This window comes from Marinobacter psychrophilus (genome assembly GCF_001043175.1).
Lineage (GTDB): Bacteria > Pseudomonadota > Gammaproteobacteria > Pseudomonadales > Oleiphilaceae > Marinobacter > Marinobacter psychrophilus.
This window is the reverse complement of record NZ_CP011494.1, coordinates 1,361,190-1,386,481: the sequence shown is the minus strand read 5'-3', so window position 1 is coordinate 1,386,481 and position 25,292 is coordinate 1,361,190. Positions and strand designations below refer to the sequence as shown.

Annotated in this window: 21 protein-coding genes and 1 tRNA gene; 6 read left to right on the top strand and 16 right to left on the bottom strand. The window is 53.5% G+C overall.

Translation table 11 applies throughout. The features are described 5' to 3' along the window. Positions 1 to 73 precede the first annotated feature (73 nt). A complete protein-coding gene (locus ABA45_RS06165; RefSeq protein WP_014870491.1) occupies positions 74 to 751 on the top strand; it encodes a response regulator in 678 nt (225 codons plus the stop codon). Positions 752 to 808: 57 nt separating this feature from the next. On the opposite strand, the gene ABA45_RS06160 is transcribed toward ABA45_RS06165, so the two are convergent. The 4 genes from ABA45_RS06160 to ABA45_RS06145 all read right to left on the bottom strand — a co-directional run bounded on the left by ABA45_RS06160 (position 809) and on the right by ABA45_RS06145 (position 6,121). Continuing rightward, positions 809 to 3,022: a PAS domain-containing hybrid sensor histidine kinase/response regulator gene (locus ABA45_RS06160; RefSeq protein ID WP_048384761.1), complete on the bottom strand. Its 2,214-nt coding sequence runs from the start codon at positions 3,020 to 3,022 to the stop codon at positions 809 to 811. Beyond that, on the bottom strand, positions 2,994 to 4,157 hold the full coding sequence (gene nosP / locus ABA45_RS06155; RefSeq protein ID WP_048388741.1) for a nitric oxide-sensing protein NosP: 1,164 nt from the start codon (positions 4,155 to 4,157) through the stop codon (positions 2,994 to 2,996). Before nosP ends, ABA45_RS06160 begins: the two co-directional genes overlap by 29 nt. A 245-nt stretch (positions 4,158 to 4,402) precedes the next feature. Then, entirely contained in the window at positions 4,403 to 5,509 is a 1,107-nt protein-coding gene (locus tag ABA45_RS06150) for a porin (RefSeq protein ID WP_048384760.1), read from the bottom strand. A gap of 258 nt (positions 5,510 to 5,767) precedes the next feature. Beyond that, a complete protein-coding gene (locus tag ABA45_RS06145) occupies positions 5,768 to 6,121 on the bottom strand; it encodes a zinc ribbon domain-containing protein (RefSeq protein WP_048384759.1) in 354 nt (117 codons plus the stop codon). 96 nt (positions 6,122 to 6,217) lie between these two features. On the opposite strand from ABA45_RS06145, the gene ABA45_RS06140 reads away from it, so the two are divergent. Further along, complete coding sequence (locus ABA45_RS06140; RefSeq protein WP_157035527.1) at positions 6,218 to 7,012, top strand: response regulator transcription factor; 795 nt, start codon at positions 6,218 to 6,220, stop codon at positions 7,010 to 7,012. Between the two features lie 207 nt (positions 7,013 to 7,219). On the opposite strand, the gene ABA45_RS06135 is transcribed toward ABA45_RS06140, so the two are convergent. Then, entirely contained in the window at positions 7,220 to 7,816 is a 597-nt protein-coding gene (locus tag ABA45_RS06135) for a CBS domain-containing protein (protein ID WP_048384758.1), read from the bottom strand. A 764-nt stretch (positions 7,817 to 8,580) separates the two neighbouring features. Here ABA45_RS06135 and ABA45_RS06130 point away from each other — a divergent pair. Continuing rightward, a complete protein-coding gene (locus ABA45_RS06130) occupies positions 8,581 to 10,698 on the top strand; it encodes a NosR/NirI family protein (protein WP_048384757.1) in 2,118 nt (705 codons plus the stop codon). A 69-nt stretch (positions 10,699 to 10,767) separates the two neighbouring features. On the opposite strand, the gene ABA45_RS06125 is transcribed toward ABA45_RS06130, so the two are convergent. Continuing rightward, positions 10,768 to 11,319, bottom strand: coding sequence for a cysteine hydrolase family protein (locus ABA45_RS06125; protein ID WP_048384756.1), 552 nt, complete (start codon positions 11,317 to 11,319; stop codon positions 10,768 to 10,770). Between the two features lie 93 nt (positions 11,320 to 11,412). Here ABA45_RS06125 and ABA45_RS06120 point away from each other — a divergent pair, with 93 nt between their 5' ends. After that, positions 11,413 to 12,405, top strand: coding sequence for a GlxA family transcriptional regulator (locus ABA45_RS06120; RefSeq protein WP_048384755.1), 993 nt, complete (start codon positions 11,413 to 11,415; stop codon positions 12,403 to 12,405). 61 nt (positions 12,406 to 12,466) lie between these two features. Here the strand turns inward: ABA45_RS06120 and ABA45_RS06115 are convergent, their stop codons facing one another. Genes ABA45_RS06115 through ABA45_RS06105 form a run of 3 tightly spaced genes read right to left on the bottom strand, consistent with a single transcriptional unit; the run spans position 12,467 to position 16,049 of the window. Next, entirely contained in the window at positions 12,467 to 14,485 is a 2,019-nt protein-coding gene (locus tag ABA45_RS06115; protein ID WP_048384754.1) for a TRAP transporter permease, read from the bottom strand. 26 nt (positions 14,486 to 14,511) lie between these two features. After that, positions 14,512 to 15,069, bottom strand: a complete 558-nt coding sequence (locus ABA45_RS06110) for a DUF1850 domain-containing protein (RefSeq protein ID WP_048384753.1) — start codon at positions 15,067 to 15,069, stop codon at positions 14,512 to 14,514. Positions 15,070 to 15,089: 20 nt separating this feature from the next. Then, positions 15,090 to 16,049: a TAXI family TRAP transporter solute-binding subunit gene (locus tag ABA45_RS06105; protein ID WP_048384752.1), complete on the bottom strand. Its 960-nt coding sequence runs from the start codon at positions 16,047 to 16,049 to the stop codon at positions 15,090 to 15,092. Between the two features lie 302 nt (positions 16,050 to 16,351). On the opposite strand from ABA45_RS06105, the gene ABA45_RS06100 reads away from it, so the two are divergent. Next, positions 16,352 to 17,608, top strand: a complete 1,257-nt coding sequence (locus tag ABA45_RS06100; protein ID WP_048384751.1) for a glycerophosphodiester phosphodiesterase family protein — start codon at positions 16,352 to 16,354, stop codon at positions 17,606 to 17,608. Positions 17,609 to 18,702: 1,094 nt separating this feature from the next. Continuing rightward, positions 18,703 to 19,791 carry an ADP-ribosylglycohydrolase family protein gene (locus ABA45_RS06090; protein WP_048384749.1) on the top strand — a complete coding sequence of 363 codons (1,089 nt, stop codon included), beginning with the start codon at positions 18,703 to 18,705 and terminating at the stop codon, positions 19,789 to 19,791. Positions 19,792 to 20,420: 629 nt separating this feature from the next. On the opposite strand, the gene ABA45_RS06085 is transcribed toward ABA45_RS06090, so the two are convergent. The 7 genes from ABA45_RS06085 to ABA45_RS06055 all read right to left on the bottom strand — a co-directional run bounded on the left by ABA45_RS06085 (position 20,421) and on the right by ABA45_RS06055 (position 25,278). Beyond that, positions 20,421 to 20,497: transfer RNA gene (locus ABA45_RS06085), tRNA-Met, on the bottom strand. A gap of 88 nt (positions 20,498 to 20,585) precedes the next feature. Then, positions 20,586 to 21,239, bottom strand: a complete 654-nt coding sequence (gene rnhB, locus ABA45_RS06080) for a ribonuclease HII (RefSeq protein WP_406564648.1) — start codon at positions 21,237 to 21,239, stop codon at positions 20,586 to 20,588. A gap of 20 nt (positions 21,240 to 21,259) precedes the next feature. Then, positions 21,260 to 22,447: a lipid-A-disaccharide synthase gene (gene lpxB / locus ABA45_RS06075; protein ID WP_048384747.1), complete on the bottom strand. Its 1,188-nt coding sequence runs from the start codon at positions 22,445 to 22,447 to the stop codon at positions 21,260 to 21,262. A gap of 15 nt (positions 22,448 to 22,462) precedes the next feature. Then, entirely contained in the window at positions 22,463 to 23,254 is a 792-nt protein-coding gene (lpxA, locus tag ABA45_RS06070; RefSeq protein ID WP_048384746.1) for an acyl-ACP--UDP-N-acetylglucosamine O-acyltransferase, read from the bottom strand. After that, positions 23,254 to 23,691: a 3-hydroxyacyl-ACP dehydratase FabZ gene (gene fabZ / locus ABA45_RS06065; RefSeq protein ID WP_048384745.1), complete on the bottom strand. Its 438-nt coding sequence runs from the start codon at positions 23,689 to 23,691 to the stop codon at positions 23,254 to 23,256. Before fabZ ends, lpxA begins: the two co-directional genes overlap by 1 nt. Then, on the bottom strand, positions 23,688 to 24,728 hold the full coding sequence (gene lpxD, locus ABA45_RS06060) for a UDP-3-O-(3-hydroxymyristoyl)glucosamine N-acyltransferase (RefSeq protein WP_048384744.1): 1,041 nt from the start codon (positions 24,726 to 24,728) through the stop codon (positions 23,688 to 23,690). The genes fabZ and lpxD overlap by 4 nt, the downstream gene beginning before the upstream one ends. A 52-nt stretch (positions 24,729 to 24,780) precedes the next feature. Further along, positions 24,781 to 25,278 carry an OmpH family outer membrane protein gene (locus ABA45_RS06055; RefSeq protein ID WP_048384743.1) on the bottom strand — a complete coding sequence of 166 codons (498 nt, stop codon included), beginning with the start codon at positions 25,276 to 25,278 and terminating at the stop codon, positions 24,781 to 24,783. Positions 25,279 to 25,292 lie beyond the last annotated feature (14 nt).

Sequence of the window (25,292 nt, the reverse complement as noted above, 5' to 3'; positions counted from 1 at the left end):
ACACTCGCTTCAAACCGGCTATGATAAACCCATAGCAGACCCCAATAGCGAAAGAAGACAGGTAGAGACGTTCATGGAGCCAGCCTACAAGATCCTGATTGCCGATGACCATCCACTGTTTCGCGAAGCGATTAGCAGTGTTATCGCGTCAGGTTTTGAAGGCAGCGAAATTCTCGAAACCGACGATCTGGACAGTGCGCTGATAATCGCCAAGGAAAATGACGATCTAGACCTGATCCTGCTGGATCTGAATATGCCGGGCATGCACGGTCTTAACGGGCTGATTACTTTGCGTAACGAAGCGCCCACCATTCCGGTGGTGATTGTGTCAGCCGAGGAAGAAAAGCAGGTGGTGTTGCAGGCTATTACCTACGGCGCCGTAGGCTTTATCACCAAATCTTCGCCCCGGGTCAAGATGACGGAAGCCATTCAACAAATACTCAACGGCAACGTATATTTACCCTCTGACATCATCCGCACCGGCAAAGAAAGCACAGGGCGGCGCAGACGTAACGATGACAACCCGGTTTCCCCCGAGCTGCTCAACTCTCTGACCCGGCGCCAATTACTGGTGCTCGAGCGAATGTCCAAGGGTGAATCCAACAAGCAGATTGCCTACAATCTCAATATTGCCGAAACCACCGTTAAAGCTCATGTTTCTGCAATATTGCGCAAACTCAGTGTACACAATCGGGTGCAGGCTATTTTGTCCGCCAGCGATGTCGACTTCAGTCAATATTTGAAGCGCTAACCAGCCGCCTTACAGAGCGCGCACCCCTCCGTTTACGTGGTAATTTAAGTGCTTCATTCACACTGGCCCACCGATCAAATGGTTTAACGTGTTCCTGAGTTTCAGTGGCTTGACTGGCTTATTCATCAGCACGTAACCCAAGTCACGGATTTGCTGCTTCAGTTCGTTGGTGTAGTTGGCAGTAATCATCACCACCGGCGTGGGGTAATGCCGGCGACTGTTAACGCTGGCGACAACGTCCACTCCGGTTTCGCCATTATCAAGGTGATAGTCCGCCAGTATCAGGTCCACCGGGCTGGTCGCCGGATTAAGCTGGCGCTCCAGATCTGCTAGTGAAATGGCGCAGGTTACCCGGCAATCCCAGCCTTCCAACAGAGTTTTCATGCCGTCGCAGATCGCGCGATCGTTATCGATGACCCAAATCCTGGCGCCCTCCATGCCATGTCGGGCTGCCACGTACTGCACTTCCGTGGTTGTACACCTAGGCTGCAATTGCCCCAAAGGCACCCGCACACTGAACACCGAGCCTTGGCCTTCCACCGACGACACCGTAATGTCGTGATCCAACATTCGCGCAATTTTTTCCACAATGGCAAGGCCGAGGCCCAGACCTTTGTCGGGGCGTGATCCCTCCGGGCGAATTCGTTTGAACTCCTGGAAAATTTCGCAGAGTTTATCGTGCGGAATGCCTGGCCCAGTGTCCCAAACTTGCACCAGCACGTGCCCCGTTTGGCGCCTGCAGCCAAGCAAAATTCGGCCATTACTGGTGTAGCGAATAGCGTTGGTCAGAAAATTTCGCAGAATGCGAGCCAATAGCTGGGAGTCGGACTCGACAACGACCGAAGATGGCACAAAGTCCAGAACCAGGCCTTCGGCAATGGCCATTTGCTGGCATTCACGGGCGATATTATTCAACAAATCACGCAGATCAAACGCGGTTACGTCTGGCTTGATAACGCCAGCGTCCAGCTTGGAAATGTCCACCAAAGTACCCAGCAGACTTTCCACGTCATCCAAAGAGGTACTGACCGAGCGCACCAGGCTTTCGGCTCTCGGGCCAAACGATTGCTCTAGCAAGGCACTGGTGAACAGCCTGGCGGCATTCAGGGGTTGCAGTAAATCATGGCTGACAGCAGCCAAAAATTTGGTTTTTGACAGGTTAGCCTGTTCCGCTTCCTGCTTCGCCTCGGTCAAAGCCGACGTGCGCTCCTTGATGCGGCGTTCAAGATCATCATGGGCCTGCTCTAGGGCAAGTGCCGTTTTACGACGTTCGGTAATATCTCGAATGAGCACAAAAAAGCCGACAACGTCATTTTGCTCGTCGAAGTTCGGCACGTAAGAACGCAGCATATGACGCACCTGGCCCTTTTCGCCGGCTTCTTCAAATTCAAAGTTAACATTATGACCAGCTAACACTTCCAGCATCTGCGGCAGCAGCCGCTGATACAGCTCTTCGGAATGGACGTGATCAAGGCGTTTGCCCAGAGGCGACTCACCGTCACGGCCATACCAGGTTTCGTAAACCTGGTTACAGAACTGAATGCTCAAATCGGCGCCGACATAGGCGATCAGGGCCGGCACATGGTCAGTGACAACACGAATCCAACGTTCGCTCTCTTCAAGCGCTTTGATTCGGCGTGCCATTTCACTGTTTTTTACATCGGTGATATCGGAATAGAGCACTACCAAACCGCCCTCTCGGGTGGGTCTTTCAGTCATTTGCACCCATCGATCATTTGAAAGCAAAAACACCACGCCGTCTGAATCGGGCTCACGTTGTTCCTCGACAATCAAACCCGACGCGAACGCCAGGCTTCGAACGGTTTCGATACTCGTACCCGGGGTCGGCATGGCAACACCAGCGTGCCGCCAGTAACTGCGAAAGTGGCTATTGCTCTGCACCAGCAGATGGCGATGGTCAAACAACACGAAACCATCAGCGATGCTTTCAATGGCATCGCTAAGACGCTGGCGGCTTGTTTCCGCTTCCTCGCGGGCCCGGTTCAGCGCCTTGTTGCTGCCACGGAGCTCGTCCATGGCATCATTCAACGCTTCGGTGCGTTCACGCACTTGTTCCGCAAGCACCACAGAGTGCTCAAACGCAGCGTAAGGTTCAGGTTTTTGGGCCGTGCCAGATTCCACCCTGACAATCAGCGCATCACGAATTTTGCGCAGGCGCCCATTTTCAGCTTCCAGCAGATCAATACGGCGAATCAGCGCCGCGCTCGGGTGTGCCTGATCGTTACAAGGAACCGGTGTCAGGCTGACCAATAACCACCCCCGTAAATGTCTGGTTAATGTGCATACCGTTAAACTGCTCGCCATAGCTATTAAAGCCGACCACCTTGTGCTGCCTTAAAAACACCGATACTTCTTCTGATTTACCGGTGATTTCGGCTTCAAGGCGGCGTAAAAAACAATCGCAACCGATGGTGATTAATGGTGTTCCAACAATGTTCTCGGAAATTTCAAGCTGTTCACGCACGCTGTCTAACAGCGACTGCGGATCCATAGACGTCATCACAATTCCGGTCTCGACGGCGCAATAAAACGTCAGGCTTTTATCAGGGTTAACGCATTGAATGGAGCGCACAAAATAGTGACCTCCGACTTTCACACCGAGTGGGCGCAGTGCGAATACCGTGCGGTCTAATTCGTCAGTCGATACCCCAACCGCTCGGGCGTAGGCATCTGCGGCAGGCTCGGCGTTTAGCTCATACACCGTTCTGCTGTCAGAGCAGGCACGCGTGACAACCAGCTTTTCCTTCCCTTCTGTCATGTGATGGCTGGAAAATACCCGAAAGTCTAAAGGCGTATTCACCAACATCACTGTGGCTGCGCCAGCGTGAAAGAGGCCATCATGAAATACATAGGTGTTGGAGAGACGCTCGTCATCGCCGGCGGATCCGCCAAATTGAGGAATGCTGCCAAGCGCCGCATTCAGCGTCGCAAGCACCAACTCTTCACGGCTTGAGAGCCCGTCTAACAAGGTGATGGCAAACGTATTGCCTTTGATGGGCGCCAGGCGGGCGTTGCGGCAGTTCGTTAGCAGGCCATCAATAACATTTTGCGCGTCAAGGAGCGAAAACCGATCCATTTCGCGAATCAGCGCGCAGTCGATCGCGAAGAATCGACTGTCAAAGCCAATGGCTGTGATGCACCCCCGATCATAACCACGGGCGGTAATTTCGCCGGCCGAGGTGCAACCCGACAGGCGCACACTCGGAAACACCTGCTGCAAAGCCGGCCCAAGCCGCTCCAGGTCGTACTCTGCAGAACAGAAAAACAGAACGTAACCCAAGTACGAGTGGCTGAGTTGACTGGCCAGACTGTTCGCTGCCAAAACCGGCTCGCGAAGGCACGTACTGGCTACACGAACGGCGGGCTGAGTCGTTACTGGCTGCATAGGGCGTAATTCCGCAGAAAAAGATCTTCTACCACATTCTACGGACTGCAGCCTGTTCGCCAATGCAACTTCAGTGCTTTTTACGGGCGCACCAAAATTATCGTAAGCCATTGATTATAAAGCTCCTTTATCAATGCCAAACAGCAAGATCAGTACACCCGCTAGAAAACCAGCACTTTAGTTCTAGCCAGCAACAAACACAAGGCGGCAAAGCCACGACTCTACCCCCTTGTGGTCCAGCACGATCAGAACATCACAATCGCACCAAGGGCGATGGTGTCCGCATCGGTACTGGTTACACCGGTCGTCCGATTTTTCTGCTCGAACATATTGTATTCCGCCACCAACTTGAAATTGCTGTTCACATCGTGGAAGAAGCCGAAGGTAGTGCTCTCGGTTTCAAAGTCCAGAATTTCCGCGTCCGTCTCGCCGTACGACAGCACCAGTCGGTTGGCGCCAAAAGCGTAGGCAGCCTGCACTAAAAATCCGTCAGCATCGTCTTCAGTCACCGCAGAGTTGCTAATCAATACCGGATTATCACCTTTTGAAGTAAAACCAGACGCCGCCAGAGTCAACTCGGCAAGCGACACTTTAAGGCCGTAACCAACGCCAGTACTATCAACGGTGGTACTGCCATTTTCCGCAGATTGATAACGGCCATTAACCCAGCCGGTAAGCGCTATGTTGCTCACAGAAGTGGCATAAGTGACTTCAGATTCAAAGCGTGGTGCTGCGTTTTCATCGTTGGTACCGGTAACCGTGTCCGCCGGATCCAGAATACCAACAGCAAGTTTAAAACCGAACATTTCTGGCGCGCGATACGTTATCTGGGCTGACGGTAACGGGTACGGGTAGCCGGCGCGAATGTTGCCGAACGACACACCTCCCGCCGTACCTGGAGAACCGAAGCCCATCAGAATTTCATCAAGGAAAATGTTAGAACGGGCGTACAGACCAAAATCTTTACCCAATAGCACCTGCCCAAAATCGCCGTCAACGGTGGCGTAGAACTGACGAACATCAATCGCGGTATCTGTTGCTAAACCGTCGTCTAGACTGTCATTGATCGATGTCCAGAATGACGAACGACCACCCAGAGTGAGATCGCCCATTTCTTTGCTGAAATTAAAGCCTATGGTGTTTGGCAAAAAACCCATTTTCACGCGGGAATCGCGGGTATTGTTTACGTTGTTGTCACGATTTACGTAAAACGCGTTGAAATAACCATCAACAGAAAAAGAAGTGCCGTCTTCGTTATACAACTCCACCGCCGCATTCGCCGCTGCACTGACGCCCATTGCAGCCACCATCGCAATAAACAAGCCTGACCGTCTGATTTTATTATTATTCATAATTTCCCCGGGTATGTTTGAACATTCAGAACCAGGCGCTGTCTTAGCGGCGCCGCAAGCGAACTCTTTCGCTTAAACTCCATAATCGGTGAACGCAGATAACCGAGGTATTCGCCGGGGGAGTCGGTTTCATGCGTATTTGGGAGGGCTTATAAATCTGCACTTTGGGATAAGAGCATTTCGACTACTGCGTACAAACGCCATAACAAAAGAAGCCCCCGAAGGGGCAACTTGTTAAACCGAATCAACAGCTGTTGATCAGTGGCTGATCATCCACGGCCGCATGGAAGGGAACATTTTCTTCCCGTCAGCGGTGTAAAACAGCAGGGACTTCCCGGGTTTGGGTGAGCCACAGCCGCAACTTCGGCTGTGTTCTTTGTCATTATCCCGGCGGTCGGCGGTTGAAAACACAGGCTCATGGCGGGAACGCTCATTCCGCTCCATCGCCGCCCGCTTCGTGGTGTCCATGTTTGCAATGTGCGGAGCTAACACAATCACCCTCGGCGATAGCACATTGCAGCTAGGGCAATCCGCCGGCTTAGCGGCGTCTGCCATGGTCGCCAATGTGTTAAACAGGCCGTGCTCCCGACATTTATAGTCATACACAGGCATTGCGCTTACTCCTTGTCTTTCGACAGCGGTAAATCCATTCCGCCAGTGACCATTTTCTTCGGCCCTTCGGCACACGGGTTGATATCGAAGTCAAAGATGCCGGTTGGCAGCCAGGCCCTGAACATCAGCCGGAATATCACCCCGGACGTGGTCCTTATGGATGCCCTGATGCCCAACATGGACGGCTTCGAAACCTGCCGGCGGCTCAAGGAAAACCCCGCTTTCATCGATGTACCCATCATTTTTATGACCGGTTTGAGTAACACCGAACACGTGGTCATGGGCCTTAACTCCGGAGGAGTGGATTACGTCACAAAACCCATTAACACCGCAGAATTACTAGCGCGCATGGACGTGCACCTGGCCAATGCACGGATGGCGAGGAGCGCACGCAGTGCTCTGGACACCGCCGGCCAGAACCTGTTTGCAGTAGACCGGGACGGAAATCTTCTATGGAGCACGCCACAGGTGTGCCGCTGCCTGCCGGACACCTGTCATCCGGACTTTCAGCCCATTCGTGCCAAACTCGCGGAGTGGCTTAGCCACAACCCAGACCCGGGGCATCAAATGCAGCTGAACGCTTTAGACACCCAACACTCGGTGGAATACTTGGCTCTGATGGACGGGCGGGAATACCTGCTGCGGCTGAAAACACCGCAGAATAAGTCCAGCGCGACCGCGGCTTTGAGGGAGCGATTCCAGTTGACGCTGCGCGAATCCGACGTATTGCTGTGGATTGCCAATGGCAAAACCAACCGGGAAATAGCACAGATTCTGGACATGAGCCCGCGCACCGTGAACAAGCATCTGGAGCAGATTTTTCGCAAACTCGGCGTTGAAAACCGAACCTCTGCTGCGGCCAGTGCCATTCGTCTTCTGGCGACAAAATAGCGGGTGCCATCAGAATTAAAGACACTCGACCCTGCAAAATTGCCTATTTTTCGCAATGGGCGTCAGAGGCGTGAGCTGGCAAAGAACGGTTAAACAAGTCTGTCGTAATGTTCACTGCCACCCACAAAATAAAAAAGGCAGACCAGTAAACAACTGGCCTGCCTTTTTTAGGATGGCCGGCGCATCAGACGCACCGCCATGAGCGTTTTACCCCAAGGTTTTCCGAACAGCATGAACGATGTCAGAGAATGACTCTGGACGAGGTGTGGTGTTCACCGGAACACCAAGGCGACGGCTGAGCTCGTCAGCAGACAAAAGCCCGCGGACAACTTTATCCTCTTCACCGGCAACCGTTTCTATGACTAGAAGATAGTCCGAATGCAACTCCCTGAAAGTGAACAGCAAGTCATCGACGGTCAGGTTTTGCAGTTTTTTGAAACCAAGCGTTGGCAGGCTCCAAACCGGACGCATGACATCCTGTGCCACCAGGTCAGCGATGGAGCTTCCACGCTGGCTGGCAAGGCTCATGGGTAAGGAACCGATCAGGTCTTTCATGTGCAGCATTCCGATCACATCGTCCTTGCGATTAATAACCACACACAAGGTTTCTCCGGAAAGCTCCAGCTTTTTCCCGATCGCATGGATATCCTCTGATGAGCGGACGGTTAGCGGGCTTTGCCTGTTGAAGTCTTTCAGCAGTTCGGTTGCAAGATCGTCGTGGGTAAGAGTATTTTGCGTCCGAGACGCAAGCCGAAAACGGGCACTGACCGGTTGTTCAGCCATAACATGCAATTGATTGCTCATGGTAATTCCTCATTACTAAAGATCATTCCGTCAGATACAACCTGCCCAGATACAGGCACGTGAAATCCGCGTGTTCGCAAATGTCTAAAGCCGTGAGGGGGGCGGCGCCTGTGACTGGCCGGGGTAACTAAGAAGTCGTGAAGGCGGCCTTTCAAAAGCCAAAACGTGCAGAGCATGGGAAGTAAGTGCCAGAGACGGAAAGCCAATAGTAGAAGGCTGCGGTATCGCATCCCCAAGAGAAGAGGCCCCCTCGGTTGATTCCACCGTGCCCTGCCAGTCGCCCAAAGCAACGTCAGTTGCAACCGGTTTACCCTGTTCTGGAGGAGCAGCGGATACTAATGTCCAGACGACAAAGGTCAATCCAAGCAATGCGAAAACAAGGCCTGTCAAACTGACTTTTTGTTCGTGGCGACTGGTCATCATTTCACCGTTAATTGCCTAACCAATGTCTGGATTACAATCTGTAGTAAGTCTGATTCTGAGTAACAATACAAGCTGGCTAATGGAAAAGCACGCAATCTATTGAGCCGACATTTGCACCCACGGCCTTCGGATTCTCTAGCCGTTCGCGGCGCTGTATCCGGACAGGGTTTGCGGTGCCGGAGACAGCATGAACCAAAAGCGACTCGGCTCGATGAGTCAGCAGCTCTTTTCTAAGAGAACTAGTCGTAAAGTAGCAGACGGCTGACTCTGAGGTCGCATTGAACCAAAACCCAAATCCAATAGCATAGGACTTATTATTAGAAAAATAACAGGGGTAACCCATGGTTGGGCGCATCACGCTCCTTATTATTTGCTTCTTTAGCTGCTTTTCCACAGCTCAGGCAGAACTCTCCGAAAACAAAAAAGCGCTGATAATGGAACTGTTTCCGTCGGCAACGGTTATTGAAGAGAAGTTGGCAGACTTCCCCGTTTATCCCGTTTATCAGCTGCAAGAGCTACTAGGCTATGCCTATGAGTCGATCGATTTAAGCAGGCTTCAGGGCTTCGCAGGCCAGCCCATCAGCATGCTGGTCGGCATGGACAACCGTGGCCGCTTTACTGGCGTAAAAGTACTGAATCATCACGAACCGGTGTTCTTGCATGGCTTGGGAGAAGAACCACTGTTCGACTTTGTTAATCAATACAAAGGGCAGTCACTGCGGGAACAAATCATTATAAACACATCCAATACCGGCCGCCCAAAGCGAACCAGTGACGGCAATATGGTGTATTTTGACGGTGTCAGCAAAGCCACAGTCTCCGTTCTTATTATTAATGACACCTTGCTGTCATCGGCTTTGAAAGTAGCCCGCAGCAAACTCGCGGGGTTTGTGCAGACCGCTCAAACACGGGCAAAACCAGATTTCTTTGAAAGGCTCAGCTGGCAACAGCTAGTCGAGCGAGGCTACATTGGCCATTGGAAACTGAGCCGTGACGCCATTGAATCTGAGTTCGGCCGCCCACTTGCGGACTATCCTCAGGGTTTTGAAGGGACTGACGACAGCCCCTTCACCGAACTGTTCTTCGGCTATATCAACGCCCCTATGGTAGGCCGAAACCTGTTGGGAGACCAAGGCTATCAAAAGCTAATGGCGTATATAGACCCGGGCGCGCAAGTAATGCTGGTGCTGTCCGGCGGAGCCTTTCCCCACATATCCGAAAGCTTTATACCCGGCAGCAACCCAGAGCGGCTTAGCCTGAGTCAGAATGGGCTGGCTGTGGAAATGCGCGACTTGAACCTATCCGGCCAAGGCCTGAAGCTACAGGCCGCCGGCATGCCCGACCTGGTAGCCCACAACTTCTTCCGCATGGGCGGAAGCGCTGGCTTTAGTCCCGGTGCCGATGCCACGTTGAATGTTCACATCGAACTTGCCCGTAACCACTTGGTGCGAGACAGCATCATTATGGATGTACCTGTTCGCTTCAACACGGATTTGTTTGAAACGGTAGAACCTGCTCCGTCGTTTATGGATGAACGCGAGCCTATATGGATCGGCCTGTGGAAGCAGCGCTGGTGGCAAATCGCCATTTTGTTAACGGCGCTCACAGTGTTGACGGTTTTTTTCGCTCGCCAAAAAACATTAAGCCGCCACCCAAAACGAGTACACCGTTTTCGCTGGGGGTTTCTGTTTTTTACCCTGTTTTACATTGGCTTTTTCGCTCAGGGCCAGCTGTCGGTGGTTAATATTTACACGCTTTTTCTGGCGATCTGGGATGGTTTTTCTCTCAATGTGTTTCTACTCGACCCTATTATTTTCATTTTATGGGTGTACACCTTTATCAGCCTGTTCATTTGGGGCCGCGGCTTGTTCTGTGGGTGGTTATGCCCGTTTGGTGCACTTCAGGAGATGGCCGCCTGGCTGGGCGAAAAGCTTCGCCTGCGTCAGATCAAAGTGCCAGAGCGGTGGCATCGGCGCCTGATTCTGATCAAATACCCTATTCTGATTGGCTTGCTGGGCACGGCGTTTTATTCTCTTGCGCTGGCTGAGAAGCTGGTCGAAGTGGAACCCTTCAAAACCAGCATTACCCTGCTTTTTGTACGTCACTGGCCGTTTGTGGTTTACGCCGTCGGGTTGCTGGTTATCGGGATGTTTATCAACAAATTCTATTGCCGCTACTTATGCCCACTGGGCGCCGGATTGGCGATCATCGGCCGGCTAAGGCTCTTCAACTGGCTGGACCGGGTCGAGTTGTGCGGCACCCCTTGCCAGCATTGCAAGAACGCCTGCGGCATTAACGCCATTCGCAAAGACGGAAGAATTGATTACGACGAATGCATTCAATGCCTGGAATGCGTGGTGATACTCAACGACGACGAACAGTGCGTTGACAAGCGCCTGCAGAATAAAAAACACCAGCGCCAAGCCTACATACTGGCCACCGACGCTGGCAATTCTTAACGGCCCGGGAAAGCCTCTACGCTATGAAGAAACGTCACCGCCTTGTGTGGGCCACGGATACAGCTCACCTTATGCCCGTGTCAAAAAAGCATCTGTGGCAATAACCTCAGCGTAAGCAAATGCCAAGCCGGCCATAAACGCTGCGTGCACATGCTCCGCCGGCACTTTAACGCCATTGAACTCGGCGTCTAGCGTTGCACATGCGTCGTGCAAAACAACGTTGGCGTAGCCCATGTCGCCGGCAGCACGGGTGATGGCGTCGATGCAAATGTGACTCATCGCACCCGCAATCACTAAATGGGTGATCTGCTCGCGCTGCAGCAGAGCTTGCAGCTTGGTGCCTTTGAAGCTGTTTACTTCGTGCTTCAGAACCTGGAACTCACCGTCTGCCGGTGCCAAGCTGGCGCGAATGTTAGCGCCGTCAGTGCCCGGCACAAAAAACGGAGCGTCGCTGGAGGCAAATTCATGGCGAACGTGAATCACGGGTTGCTGACGTTCGCGGAAATAAGCGAGCACCTTTGCAACGTTTTCGGCAGCAGCCTCAACGCCGTTCAGCGTCCATTTGCCCTCGGGAAAGTAGTCATTCTGCATATCGACGATAATCAGGGCGGTCTTGGTCATGTGTCTCTCCAGTTAGATTGGTACTGCTTATACTAACGTGCTCCGTTAGCCTGCACGGGTGGCAATACTGACAATAAAAAGGTAAAAACTGACATGTTGCAAACCGTCAATGTCGCCATCCTGGTTGTGCCTGGTACCGCACTTTCAGCCGTTTACGGGCTGATAGACCTGTTTCAAAGTGCCAATCGCATTCTTGGTGAACTTCAAAGCACCCCTGACATTACCTTCAGCGTCAGCCGTTGGCAGTTGGATGAGGAACAGGTTATTTCGATAGATCCCGGGGCTGTGCCCCCAGCTCTGGTCATTGTTCCGCCAATACTCGACGGCCAAGCTTATCTTGATCCGCAACCCATCATCGGCGCCCAATTAGCTACTTGGCACAGACAGGGTGTCGTCATCAGCTCGGCCTGCGCGGGTGCTTTTTTTCTGGCGCAAGCAGGCCTGCTGGAGGGGCGTCGCGCCACCACGCACTGGCAGTTGGAAAGCGCTTTCCGCTGTGCATATCCAACCATCGAACTGGACACCGATGCATTGCTTATAACAGATCCAGACCTGGTTACCGCCGGCGGGGTAATGTCCTGGATGGACCTTGGACTGCACCTGATCGGGCGCTATGTGCCACCAACGGTGGTGCAGGCATTGGGCAGATTTTTACTGGTTGATACCGGCGTGCGCCAGCAAAGCTACTACCGCAGCTTTATACCTGTGCTGGACCACAACGACCGGGCCATCCTTCACGTGCAGCACCATATTCACCGGGCCTATGACCAGCCATTAAATATTACGCAGATGGCGGCGATGGCCGCGCTTACGGAGCGAACGTTCATCCGTCGTTTTATAAAAGCCACACAGCTACGACCGGCGGAATACCTGCAGCAACAACGGGTTCATAAAGCCCGGGAAAAACTGGAAAACACCGCAACAACCATCGAGCGAATAGCTTGGCAAGTTGGCTATGAGGATATAAGTGCGTTTCGCCGAATGTTCCAGAAAAAAACCGGGCTGACACCGAGCCAGTACAGAGAACGCTTCGCTCGTTACCGAAAAGAAGTTCCCGGCAAAAAACACAAAAGCCCAGACCGGTAAATTACGGGCCTGGGCTTTTCAAGTAACAAATCTGTCTTACACAGTCATCGCCTAGCAGCTATTAAACACTTACGGCTGTTGCGGTTGCTTCGCGCTTGCTCGCCAGCCAGTTAGCAGAAATGACAAACATCATCACCACCACACCGGCAATTTCAGTCATCAGACTGGGGTAAAACACACCAAAAATTGCCGCAGTAATAGCCAGACGAGGCAGCCACGACATTTTGGTAAACAAATACCCTTCCAACGCTGCCGCAAAGGCCCCTAATGCCAGAATGGCAATAACTGCATTCCAAGCCACCAAAAGCACGGGGCCGCCCATAATGATTTCTGGATTAAAGACCATAAACAGCGGAATCAGGTAGAGCCCTTTGGCAAACTTCCACGCCTGGAAGCTCGTTTCCATCGGTTTACTGCCCGCAATAGCCGCCCCGGCAAATCCTGCCAAGGCTATTGGCGGCGTTACGTTGGAGTCTTGGGAGTACCAGAACACCACCAAGTGTGCGACCAACAGTGGCACACCGAATTCAGCCGTCAATGCAGGCCCAACTAGCACAATTAATACAATATAGCTGGCGGTAACAGGCAGTCCCATACCAAGAACCAGGCTGGCCAACAACACCATCACCAAGGCTAAGACAAGGTTGCCGCCAGAGAAGGCCAGCATCATGGCGGAGAATTTCAGACCTAAGCCGGTCAAACCCACCACCCCGACAATAATCCCAGCGACCGCGCACGCCATAGACACCGCCACCGCATTGCGCGCACCTAGCTCCAAACCTTCTATAAGCTTGGCCAGGCCGGCACGCAAAATATCTTTGACGGCGGTAACCGTCACCGGTTGCCCCTGCCGAGGCGCCAGGACAAAAAACCACACCGAGTAGCGCAACACGGCTACCGCCACTATCGTCACCACCGCGTAGAAACCCACCCGCATCGGCGACATACTCATCGCCAGCAGCCAAACCAGCATGGCTAACGGAAGCAGGAAGTGCCAACCATCTTTCATTACCTGACGCATTTGCGGCAATTCTTCTTTGGGCAGCCCTTGCATACCCTGCTTAAGGGCAATGATGTGCACAAACAGATAAACCGTGGCGAAATACATAATCGCGGGCAGGATACTGACTTTAACGATTTCCAAGTACGGCGTATTGGTGTACTCAGCAATCAAAAAGGCACCTGCGCCCATCAACGGCGGCATAATTTGCCCGCCAGTAGAGGCTGCGGCTTCGATACCGCCCGCCTGTTTGGCCGAATAGCCCAGTTTCTTCATTAACGGAATGGTAAAGGCGCCCGTGGTGACCACGTTGGCAATGGCGCTACCGGAAATAGACCCCATGCCAGCCGAGGCTAACACCGCCGCCTTGGCGGGCCCGCCGCGCTGGCGACCGGTGGCTGCATAGGCCATATCAATAAAGAATTTACCGGCACCGGTGCACTCCAGGAAAGCTCCGAACAATACAAAAATAAAGATATAGGTCGCCGCCACACCCAGCGGCAAGCCAAAGATGCCCTCTTGCCCAAGATAGAGCTGGCCGGCAACACGATCAATGTTATAGCCCCTGTGTTCCAGAATACCCGGCATCCATTCGCCCAACCACGGCAGCTCACCTCGCGGGCCTGCAAACGCGTACATAATGGCCAAAAGGCCAATCACAGTCATGCCGAAACCCACTGCACGGCGACTGGCTTCTAATACGGTCACTGTGGCGATACAACCGACCAGAATATCGGTGCTATTCCAAAAACCCGCACGGCTGAAAATCTGATCCAAATTGAGGACTAAATAGCCGCCCGTCAGCATTGCACCGGCTAAAAATATTACGTCCAGGCCCCATCCCGTTACCCCGCGTTTGCGGTTTGGGCCGAAGGCTGGAAACATTAAAAACGCCAGCACCATGATGAGCGCCAAGTGAATGCTGCGCTGATAAAAAAGCCCTAAGGGCTGAAGCCCCGCGGCATAGAGTTGAAACAGGGAAAGACCCACCGCTACAATGGTGATGGCCCACAACACCGCGCGGGGTTGAATCACCTTTCCCCTCGGCATTATGGTCGGCGGTTGCTTGGATTCGTTCATGAAGTCCTCATCAGACGTTGTCTGGCTTACTTATAATTCACGCTGGGCGGTGGGGGTTTGATAAGTTGAACAGTAACGCGCTGTCCCGAGGCCTGGTCGCTCAGACTCACTTCTCGACGGTGATCGCCTACCAGCCATACCACGCGGTGATTTACCGCATTAGCGCCCACGCGCAAAACGTATTGATTATTGACCACTGGTTCGTCAATCTCATTGATCCAGTAGCCGCCTTCTCCGTCAGAGACTTGCTCACCCCGCCCTACCGTATGGCCTAAACCCGCCGCAAAATCGGGCTGGTGACTTCGTTCTAACTGCATCACACCGGCAACGTTTCGATAACAGTCCAACACGGCAAATTTTTTCACCGAGTGGTTCCATTCAATGCACCAGCGCATTCCCGGTAGAACAGCGATATCGACCAGCATTTCGCCTTGCTCAGTAACAACTTGAAGGCGGTCAGACGAAATCGCCGGAGCGGGAGATGCCCCGGCTCCGGCGAGCGGCAAACAAATCAACAGCAGAGCAGTCTGCAAACGCTTGGCGAACGCAAAGCGTGGCAGAACAGTGCCGCATTGCCTTTGCATAGATAGTTGACCCTTCGCAGTTAAGGGCGCAGACGATCCGGAATCACAGCGCCAACTTCTTCGAAGTAACGAAGCGCACCCGGGTGCAGAGGCACTGGAGTGGAGTCCATAGTGAACTTCACGGTGGTGTCGTTCGCCGCGGGGTGAACAGCAATCAGCTCATCTGTGTTTTCAAACAGCAGTCGCGTCAGCTTATAGGCTAACTCTTCGTCCATATCCGCATTCACAACGAGCACGTTCGGAATGCCAATGGTCTGAACCGCTTCTTCCATACCGTCATACATGCCTGCTGCCAGCTCATACGGCGCAAAAACCGCTACTTCATTCTGTGCATTGGCGACTTCTTCACTAGAGAGGCTAATCAGGCGGATATCGCGCGTTGCGGCAAGGTTAAGAATTGAACTGGTCGGCGGGCCTACACTCCAGAAACCGGCGTCAATATCGCCATCACGGATCGCATCAGCCGTTTCATTGAAATTCAGACGCTGCGGCTCGAAATCGCCGTAGCTGATGCCATTCGCTTCCAATAATGCCCGCACGTTGAGCTCTGTACCGCTGCCCGGTGCGCCCACTGACACCCTCTTACCTTTCAGATCCACAATAGACTTAATATCCGATTCCGCCAGAGTCACCAGCTGCACGGCATTGGGATAAACCGACGCCAACGCGCGAATATTCTTGATCTGGCGATCTTCAAAATTATCAGTGCCGGTGTACGCTTGATAGACCGTGTCTGCGAGTGCAAGCGCAAGATCCGCATCGCCACGCATAATCAGACCCATATTTTCAACCGAGGCGCCGGTTACTTCAGCAGTCGCCTTGGCTCCTTCGATATGATTATTGATCATTTCGGCGAAGCCACCGCCGATAGGATAGTAAACGCCGCCGGTGCCACCGGTAGCGATCGAGAGTTGTTGCGCGCTCAAGGGGAGCGCAACAACCAGCATGGATACGGCAACTGCATATTTTAGAATTCGCATGAACGTTTCCTTCGCCCTATTGGACTTATAATTATGATTGACGATAAAGGAGGTGTTAAATCCTCGGCTTCTTTTTGCCATTAACAGGTAAGTAGAAGCAACGATGGAGAAATTAGCACGTCTTGGGTGCTGGTGTCTTGTAACAAAAGAGCGCCCTGTCATTTCATTTAAAAGAGAAGGAAATCATGATCACGATGGCTTTGGCCACGACACCTTGTGACCCAAGTTTATGGCCACTACACTGTGGTAAAAACAGGGCAATCCTAGGAAGGCGCCCAACCCAGCCATTAAAGGACTCTGTGATGAAACTTGCGTTTACTCTGCCCCTCCTCATCGGCTCACTAACGGCGCTATCCGGATGCAGCACCGCCGATACCAAGACTGACGCACACCAAGCCACAGCCACCGAAAGCAGCCAAGCGTTAGTTCAACTTGGCCCCCGGCCTTACTATCTGATCAATAATATGGATGCCGGCGAACTGAAAAACACGCTGCAGGCGTGCGAGTCGAAGCTATTGGCACCGTCGGATTTCTCCATTGCCCACCGCGGCGCGCCCCTGCAATTTCCCGAACATACCCGCGAATCCTATGTTGCAGCCGCCAGAATGGGGGCCGGAATTGTCGAGTGTGACGTTGCCTTTACCAAAGACCGGGAATTGGTCTGTCGTCATGCCCAAAATGATTTGCACACCACCACCAACATCGTGGCCGTGCCGGAGTTGAACGCCAAATGCACCCAGCCCTTTGTGCCCGCCGATCCGGCCACCGACACACCGGCCCGGGCTGAATGTCGCACCAGCGACATTACACTGGCTGAATTCAAATCCCTCAGAGGGAAAATGGATGCCTCTGACCCTGAAGCCACGACACCCGAAGCGTACCTTGGCGGTACCGCCGATTGGCGTACAGACCTGTATTCAACTCGAGGCACCCTGTTGAGTCATCGCGAAAGCATCGAACTGTTCAAGGAGCTCGGCGTCAAGTTCACTCCAGAACTGAAAACACCAGTGGTAGATATGCCTTATAGCGGGGGCTATTCGCAACAAGACTATGCCCGCCAAATGATCAATGAATACATCGAGGCCGGGGTCAGCCCAGAAGATGTATGGCCACAGTCCTTCCTACTGGATGACGTTATCTTCTGGGTCAATCAAATGCCGGAGTTTGGTCGCCAGGCCGTATTTTTGGATCAGAAGCCGAATGAGCCGAACAACGTTTCCATGGTGTACATGGAAAATCTGGTCCAGCAAGGGGTTCCCATTCTGGCACCCGCGCTCTGGAAAATGCTGACCCTGGACGACAAACAAAAGATCGTACCGTCGGAATACGCCATCAACGCCAAAGCTGCAGGCCTTGACCTGATTGCCTGGACAGTGGAACGCAGCGGGCCGCTCAATAACGGCGGTGGCTGGTATCATCAGAGCATCACCGATGCTATTAACAATGATGGCGACACCTTTACGGTGATTGATGTGCTGGCTCAGGATGTCGGTGTCACCGGGATTTTCTCGGATTGGCCTGCAACCACAACCTACTACGCCAACTGTATGGGACTTTAAAGGTGATTCACGGGTTGGCATTAAGGGAACAGCACCATCGATAGCGTAGACGACACCCGGAATATGGTTCGTTTACTGCCATTTATGGGCTGGGCCTTCATGCTAGATCGTGTGCAAGCCTCACATGATCGATGGATGCAGACACAAGGACACGCCGAATTATTTTTTTGGAATCGAATTCGGTCGTTTTATACGCTCGCTCGACGAATTAAGAATCCACCTGACATTCGACATAGCGTTGCCGAAATACGAACAACTGAAAGCAACGGAAATGAAGCCACTCTCACCTCGCGAAAAAAAACAAGAAGCTAAGGATTCAAGCCCAATCTCATCGGGCCGTAAAACATGAGAAGTCTGGTGGTTTATCACAACGGAAAAACGGTAGGCGTCCTGTCTAAGCAAGAAAACATCTGGAAATTTTCATACGCTAACGAGTCTGCCGGCGCTCTGAATTTACTCGAATACGAATGTTCGTTAGACCTCCCAACTGGGCGCAGAAGGCTGACCAACGAACAGCTGAGCCAACGAATCAGGAACCTTCCCAGATCCTCTCTACAGAAAGACTCTCCAAAGCGGATGTCACTGGCCGGAGCTCAACACAAGATGTTGATCGATCTGGGAGAGGACGAAATCTATAAGCCAGAAGCGGGCACGTCGTCCACATATATTCTGAAGCCCAATCATCCGGGGCCGGACTATTCAGCCTCAGTAATGAATGAGTATTCTATTACGTGGTTTGCTGGGGAGATGGTAATCACCCCAGCAAACCGGAGTAGTGCATTCAAAAAATGGGAGGATTACCGCTGTTCATGACTTTGATCGGTATTTGGCGCTGAATATTGGTCGCTAATTGGAGAAGTTGCTGAGCATTCAAGAAGCGGATTTTATTGTACGGTAGCGTGATAAATAAATGCAGACTTCAACAGCTTGCGAATAGCAGGATCGGATGCTTGCATACGATACATTGATTCATCGGAAGCTCTATAACAATCAACGGTTCGGACGTGCCTTGCGTACAATGAAGTCCGTTTCTTGCCGGCTACCCTAGGCCAGGCGTAATATTCCGAGACAAGCTGAAGAAAGAGTAGACCCTCATGCACCCTACCCCCCCCAATGACCTCTCGTTCGAACAGCGAGCAGCCGGCGCCTTCGTTGGCGCACTCGTCGGCGATGCACTTGGTCTCGGCCCACACTGGTATTACAATCTCGAAGAGCAGGTCCGTGACTACGGCGAATGGATCGACGATTACACCGATCCGCAGCCAGAACGCTATCACGCAGGGTCAAAAGCCGGCGACTCGTCACAGCAAGGCATCCTGATGCTGCTGATGGCCCACTCGCTCATCGACTGTGACGGCTACGACGAAGCAGATTTCTGCAGACGACTTGATGAGGAGCTGTTCCCCAATCTCGACGGCACACCCGTCTCAGGACCGGGTGGTTACACAAGTCAGTCGATTCGTGACGCCTGGAACGCCCGAGTCCGCGATGGCCGATCCTGGGGCGACGTCGCCGGGCGGGCCGACAACACCGAAGCGCTCGAGCGCGTGCTACCACTCGCTATTCGCTATGCGCGCCAGCCTCGACGAATGGCCAAAGCCGTCGTGTCAAACACGGCACTGACGCAGTCCGGCGATATTGTGCAATCGATGACCGTCGCGTTCTGTGCCGTCCTTGCGCAGCTACTGCAGGGTCGCCGACTCGACGCCGACATCTCCAGCACTCTGATGCGGCAGGTCAAAGCCGGCGACCTGCCGTTTCACACGATCGTGCGTGACGACCTGCAACCTCCACAGCCAGGCGATATTGAAGCGTCACTCGACGGTGTATTTGCATCGCCCGACGCGCTTCTGAGCCCGGGTTACATGGCATGCGCAGCACACGATCCAGGCGTAACGATCGAACCCGCTTCGAAAGTATCGATCGTCTACGGAATGCCTTGCGCGATCTATCACCAGCTGCCGGCAGCCTACTACCTCGCTGCGCGTTTCGAACAGGATTTCGAGAGCGCCGTACTGCACGCAATTAACGGCGGTGGTCAGAACATGACACGGGCGATGCTCACCGGAGCGCTTGTTGGCGCAAGCGTCGGTATCGATAAAATTCCCGAGCGTTTCATTAACAGATTGAATCGCCGGGACGAAATCCTGGAATTGGCGCAACGGATCAGTGGAGGCGGCTAATGATGGCCGTTGGCAAGCACATCGGACGCGTGAAAGACTAATAAATGGCGCGTCCGCCGGACAGGTCGAACACTCCAGCGGTGGTGAAACTGTTCTCTGTTGAACACAGCCACAGGATTATCGCTGCCGCTTCTTGCAAATCTGGAAATTGCCCGCTTGGAATCTTCGAGAGCATGTAGTTTTATCGACTTGCACTTTTCGAGCAGACGAACTCAATCATCACGGTTTTTCGATCAGGTTGAATTATTTTATCCGCACTGCCCAAACCACATTGCGTGCGTATGAGACCATGTGACCGCACTCATCAGCTGCAAACCGCATTGTCGGCTACTGATACACTCGGGAACCGTTGGTTTGCAAAATCTGCGAAGTATGGAGTCTAAACTGCATCGGCCGCAGGATTCGCTCCCACATCGTTTCTTCCCGAATCGCCGTTTTTCAATTGTTGAGATTCTCGCTACCCGGAATCATTGAACCACGACACTATCGACTACTACAAAACGTAGGCTGGAATAAAAAGGCGGAAGGAATTTAGGGTGCTGGTTTGCATGCGTCATACCAATTTTCTGACCCCCAAAAACAAAAAAAGCCAGATCAGTGAATCACTGATCTGGCTTTTTTCTACTATATGGTAGCGGGAGCAGGATTCGAACCTACGACCTTCGGGTTATGAGCCCGACGAGCTACCAGACTGCTCCATCCCGCATCAAACTGGTATTGGTGAGGCGCCGTTTCAAACTCGCCTCAATCAATGTGCGCGTATACTAATACCCGACTGGCGGGTTGTCAACGCCTTATACAAACAAATCGTCTTGTGCGTCGGGATTAAAGTCGCCGACGGTGTTCAGAGCTTCTCTAACCGGGCGAAACGAGCGGCGATGCTGGGGCGTAGCGCCCAGGCGTGCCAGCGCTTCCATATGAGCCGGGGTTGGGTAACCTTTGTGTTGGGCCAGGCCGTATCCCGGGTAAAGCTGGTCTAGCGCCTGTAATTCGCGATCCCGGGTTACTTTCGCCAGAATGGAGGCAGCGCTGATGGCGGCTATTCGCATATCGCCTTTCACCACAGCCGCCGCGGGCCAGCGCCAATCAGGGCAGCGATTACCATCTACCAACACGTACTCGGGTTGCGGGTTCAGTCCCTCAACGGCGCGGGTCATGGCCACCATGGTGGCCTGGAAGATGTTCAGGCGATCAATCTCTTCGGCTTCACAGCGTCCAAGACTCCAGGCGGTGGCTTTTTCGATGATTTCACCAAACAGTTGGTTGCGCTTTTTCTCGCTGAGTTTTTTTGAGTCGGCCAGGCCTTTTATGGGCCGAGCCGGATCCAGTATCACGGCGGCGGTGACAACCGCGCCGATCAGCGGGCCGCGCCCTACTTCGTCAACGCCAGCCAGAAGTTCGCCCTGGTAGTCACACACAAACAGCGGAAAGGGGGTTTTAATGGCCACAATCATAAGCCCCTGCAGTTTCAAGTTTCAAACAATCGCGCCTTGTCGTTATGGCCACCAGCCAGCAGAGCCTCAATGGCCGTGGCCGCTTGCTCATCAGCGTTCTGCCGCAGGGTCAGATGCAGCTCGGTAAAGGATTCAATCAACTGCTCGCGCTTTGAGGTGTCATCAAGCTGGCTGAGCACGGCGGCGCCCAGCGCTTCCGGCGTAGCGGCGTTTTGCAGGAGTTCTGGCACCAGCTCCTGGCGAGCGAGTAAGTTCGGTAAGGCGATGTGGGGTATCTGCACCATACGCGACAGTATTTTGTAGCTTAAGTCACTCAGCCGGTAACCAACCACCATGGGCTTTTTCAGCAGCATGGCTTCCAGGGTAGCGGTGCCAGAAGCCAGCAATACCGCATCAGAAGCCGCCATGACTTCCCGTGAACGGCCTTTCACAATGGTCACTGGCAATCTCAGCTCCAGAGCTTCGGTGATGCCACGAATCTGCTTTTCGCGCTCACGGTTAGCGCAAGGGATCACCAGTTGCAGATCGGGGACGCGCTGCTGTAACCAGCGCGCAGCTTCTAGAAAGAGCGTACCCAGGCGTTCTACTTCTCCCCCACGGCTCCCTGGCAATATGGCCAGAACGGGCCTGTCGAGTTCCAGCCCCAAGTCTGCCCGCGCCTGAGCGGTGTCCGGTCGCATTGGAATGCGGTCCGCCAGAGGGTGGCCGACAAACGCTACCGGTATGTTGTGCTGACGATAAATATCGGTTTCGAACGGAAACAGGGTCAGCATTAAGTCAACGGATTTGGCAATTTTAAAGATGCGCTTTTTACGCCAGGCCCACACCGATGGGCTGACATAATGAACCGCAGGTATGCCGGCCTCGCGGCAGCGGCGCTCTACTGCCAAAGTGAAATCTGGGGAATCGATACCGATCACCACCGCAGGAGGGGTGGTCAGAAAAAAATCCAGCAGGCGGCGGCGAATGCGCACCAGTTCGCCAATACGACTCAGCACCTCGACCAACCCCATAACGCTCAAACGCTCCATGGGCACCAAAGACTGGAAGCCTTCGGCCATCATTTCTTCACCGCCGATACCGGCAAAACGGGCGTTGGGATAGCGTTTGCGCAAGGACCGAATCAGTCCTGCACCGAGGATATCACCAGAGGCTTCACCGGCAATGATGCCAAAGGTGATGCCGGATTCAGGGTTTCGCACTGTCAGCCTACCCGGTCAGCGAATGATGCCGCGATCGGCCCGGCGCAGCGATTCAATCAACGGTGTGATTTCTGGCAAGTCAGCAAAGTTGGTTGCCAGCGTGTTGATGGCTTGCTCGGTGGTTAGCCCCTGGCGATAAATTACCTTATAGGCTCTACGCAGACTGACCAGAATCTCTTTACCAAAACCGCGGCGTTTCAGGCCTTCCACATTCATGCCGTGGGGCTCCGCAGATTGGCCGCTGGCCATAACGTATGCCGGTATGTCTTTCAGCACGATGCTGCCGCCAGCTGCCATGCTGTGGGCGCCAATGTGGCAGAATTGATGCACCATGGTACCGCCGCCTAGTATGGCGTAGTCATCCACGGTTACGTGGCCGGCAAGGGTGGTGCAATTGGCCAGTATGACGTTGTCGCCCAGCACGCAGTCGTGGGCCACATGCACATACGCCATCAGCAGGTTGCCGTTGCCGATGCGGGTTTCGCCCTGATCTTGCACGGTGCCGCGATGAACGGTGCAGTTTTCACGAATGATGTTGTTGTCGCCAATCACCAGGCGGGTAGGTTCACCAGCGTACTTTTTGTCCTGGCATTCTTCGCCAACGCTGGAAAACTGGAAAATTCGATTATTACGACCGATAACGGTCGGTCCTTTGATGACCACGTGGGACATGATTTCGGTGCCTTCCCCGATCTCGACACCCGGGCCTATGTAACTCCAGGGCCCAACGGTCACGTTATCTGCAAGCTTGGCCGAGGCATCAACAATCGCCTGGGGATGTACTCCGGTCCATTCACGTGTCGCCATCAAACTTCTCGCTCTGCTGTCAGGATTTCTGCCACGCAGGCCACTTCGTTATTAACCAGGGCACGGCACTCGAATTTCCAGATACCGCGCTTGGTCGAAACAACTTCAGACTCCATGCATAGCTGATCGCCTGGCCGCACCGGGCGCTTGAAACGCACCTTGCGGGCGCCCGCCAGATATTGCACCAAGCCGTCAACCGGTTTGCGACCGACAGTGACAAAACCCAGAATACCGGACAACTGGGCCATTGCTTCTATAATCAACACACCCGGCATAATCGGGTTGTCGGGAAAGTGACCTTCAAAAAACGGCTCGTTAAACGAGACATTTTTGTAGCCCTTGATGGACTTGCCGCTTTCAATGTCGGTTACCCGGTCCACCAGCAAAAACGGGTAGCGGTGCGGCAAGTATTCAAGAATTTCATTAATGTACATCATGTTGATCGGCCTCGGCCCTCTGATTTCTTTTCCAATTCTTTTAGCCGTCTGGCCATGGCGTCCAGCTGACGGAAACGCACTGCGTTTTTGCGCCATTGCCGGTTGGTTTCTGCGCTGGTTCCAGACGAATAAACGCCCGGTTCGCTGATGTCGCCGGTTACCAGTGTCATACCCGTGAGTTGCACACCGTCGCTGATGGTCAAGTGCCCGGCCACACCGGCCGCACCGCCGAACATGCAGTGGCTGCCAATGCGAGTACTTCCGGAAATACCCACTTTAGCGGCCATCGCACTATGATCGCCTATGTGAACGTTATGGGCGATCTGAATAAGGTTATCAAGTTTTACGCCGTCACCAATCACCGTATCGTCCAACGCGCCGCGGTCAATGGTGGTATTAGCGCCCACTTCTACGTCATTACCAAGAACTACCCGGCCAATCTGTGCAATGCGGTGCCAAACACCCCGCTCGTTGGCAAAACCAAAGCCGTCCGAGCCAATAACCGCGCCGCTTAGAATATGGCAACGCTGACCGATGACCACGTCGTGGGCCAACGTAACCCGGGGGCGCAGAAGACTGTCACACCCAACACGGGTGCGGGCGCCAATTACGCAGCCGTGGCCAACCACCACGCCATCGCCAATGTCTACATCCGCCTCAATGACTACTTGGGCGCCAATACTGACCCCGGCTCCGATGCGTGCAGAGGAGTCAATCACCGCGCTGGGATGAACCCCGACTGGCCCTTTCGGCGTGGTGTCAAACCAATGGCTCAACTGGGCGTAGCCCAGATAGGGATTATCCATCACTAGCGCGCTACAGGTGGCCAGCGCAGCAGATTCGAGCGAAATAATAATGGCACCAGCCTGACTGGTGGCAACATGTTTGCCGTACGACGGATTCGCCAGAAAGCTGATTTGCTCGGGGCCTGCGCACTGCAAGGTGGCCAGCCCGGTGATGCGCTGCTGTGGGTTGCCCTTAAGGTCTGCGCCCAGCTTGCGGGCGATATCACCCAGTAGATAAGACGGTGCTATCATCGCAGGTCTCCTGGAACTACGCCGTTAAAGTAAGGGTTCATAGCAACCCGACTTAACGGTTCAATTTCTCCAGAAGCTGCTCGGTCAGATTCAAATCAGGCTTCACGTAGACCACGGCTTCGCTCGGTAAAATCAAATCCAAGTCGTTTTCGTCCAGCAGTTCTTTAACCGCCACATCCACCTGCGGGCGGGCCGCTTCAAGGAACTCTTGCTTGCGCTGTGACACGGTAGTGTCCAGGCGTTGCTTCATGGCATTGAACTGTTGCACGGTCTGCTGGAACTCGCCGGCCAGTTTGTCCCGCTCACTGTCATTCATCATGGCACCGTCTTTTTGCAGACGGTCCTGCATCGCCCGCGCTTTTTCCTGCGCTTCACGGACCTCTACTTCGTCACCGGCGAAATCCTGCTGCAATTTTTCGCTGAAGATTTTTGCGCTATTCGACGCAAACAAGGCCTGGCGCAGGTCCACCACACCAATACGGGTGTCGGCGATGGCAGGAAACGACAGCGCCATTACGGCAGCAGCCACAATCAAGGTTATGCGGGGCATCGATTTTCTCCTTG